The sequence below is a fragment of the Rhodococcus sp. IEGM 1307 genome (assembly GCF_030056915.1).
In the GTDB taxonomy this organism is placed as follows: Bacteria; Actinomycetota; Actinomycetes; order Mycobacteriales; family Mycobacteriaceae; genus Rhodococcus_F; species Rhodococcus_F opacus_D.
The window spans coordinates 317,430-318,928 of sequence record NZ_JASHKW010000006.1; the positions used below are offsets into that span (position 1 = coordinate 317,430).

Genomic DNA, 1,499 nt, shown 5'->3' on the forward strand with positions numbered 1-1,499 from the left:
GTGCTGTACGCGTGGGCTCGGCGTGCGTCGATTCGTGATGTTCGTTTCGGAATCGCCATCGACGGGCGACGGTCGGACCGGTCGAGCAGAGTGCGTCCTACGCTCCCCCGCCTCTGTCCGAGGCTCAGCGGAAGCGTTCGGCCTCACGTGCGAGTTGCACGAGGTCGGCGCACAGAGACTCCACCTCATGGGCCGCCGCACCTTCGGCAACGGCTGTCGCCACGTCCTCGGCGGCACATCGAACCTGGAAAACCCGGTCGACCATGGCGGAGGCTTCCTCCGAGGTGAGCACCACCGCATCGGCGGAGATGCTCGTGCCCTTGACCTGGTTGCGCTGCTCGTATGCGCGCTGCCGGCAGGATTGGCGGCAGTACCGGCGGCGCCGCCCCATCCCTGTCTCGGCCACTTCCCGGCCGCACCAGACACAGGAATCGGGTCTGCGGGAGGCGCCGGTCATGGTCAACCACCTTACTGCGCGGCGCCTCGAGGCCCGCCCGGTAAGATGTCGAGGTTGCATCTGCGCGGCGTGCGGGAACCAATCGGGAGGCCGTGGCGTTGTAGATGAGTGTGAACGCTTGGTTCTGGTCCAGGCGTACTCGCGCGGAGACGATCGAGGAGAGGACACAACCATGGCAGATCGCGTACTTCGAGGAAGTCGACTCGGAGCGGTGAGCTACGAGACCGACCGTGACCACGACCTCGCGCCCCGTCGGATGGCCAAGTACCGGTGCGACAACGGTGAGGTCTTCGACATTCCCTTCGCCGACGATGCCGAGATTCCCGGCACGTGGCTGTGCCGTAACGGCCTCGAGGGAACCCTGGTAGAGGGCACTGCGCCCGAGGCCAAGAAGGTCAAGCCGCCGCGTACCCACTGGGACATGCTGCTCGAACGCCGTTCCAAGGAGGAACTGGAGGAGCTGCTGAAGGAGCGCCTCGACCTGCTGAAGGCGAAGCGCCGCGGAGCCTGACACAGGCAACCGAACCGTACGAACGCCGTCTCGGCTCTGCCGGGGCGGCGTTCGCCGCGTCCGGGGAGACTGCGACCCCGGCTTCGGCGCGGACGGGGTGTTCGACACGGACAAGCTTCTGTTCGTCACTGGGCTGGTCACCGTCTCGACAGGACTCATCCAAGTACTCCGATCTGCTGAACGCGGGCGCGTTACATTCCGAGCACACAAAGCACCGAGCGTCACGCCCCGAACACGCAGTCGAAGAAACCACGTATGACCGACCTCTCGGGCTTCCGTACCATTTGAGAGGTAGGTCACATGACCGCTCTCAATCTACTATTCGGTACCGCGGAGTCAAGGGTTTGGTCTTCGCTTCGGGTAAATCTCACACCTAAGGTATGAAATCGGCACCCCGAAACCACGACCGGTCGGGCGTCCACGACATTCGGGGTGGTCAACCGCTCGTTTTCCGTACAACCACTCACATTTCGTGGTATTCCCCCATCACCGCCCAAACCAAACCTTCCGGTCTGTCGGGCGGTGATGCGG

General features: G+C 64.1%; 2 protein-coding genes. One reads left to right on the forward strand and one right to left on the reverse strand.

Features of this window, described 5'->3' with window-relative positions:
* Positions 1 to 124 precede the first annotated feature (124 nt).
* Positions 125 to 457 (reverse strand): hypothetical protein, encoded by a 333-nt coding sequence (locus QM841_RS14345; RefSeq protein WP_283332479.1) that lies wholly within the window; start codon positions 455 to 457, stop codon positions 125 to 127.
* A gap of 172 nt (positions 458 to 629) precedes the next feature.
* Between QM841_RS14345 and QM841_RS14350 the strand changes: the two genes are divergently transcribed.
* Entirely contained in the window at positions 630 to 968 is a 339-nt protein-coding gene (locus QM841_RS14350; RefSeq protein WP_005255751.1) for an RNA polymerase-binding protein RbpA, read from the forward strand.
* Positions 969 to 1,499: the final 531 nt, after the last annotated feature.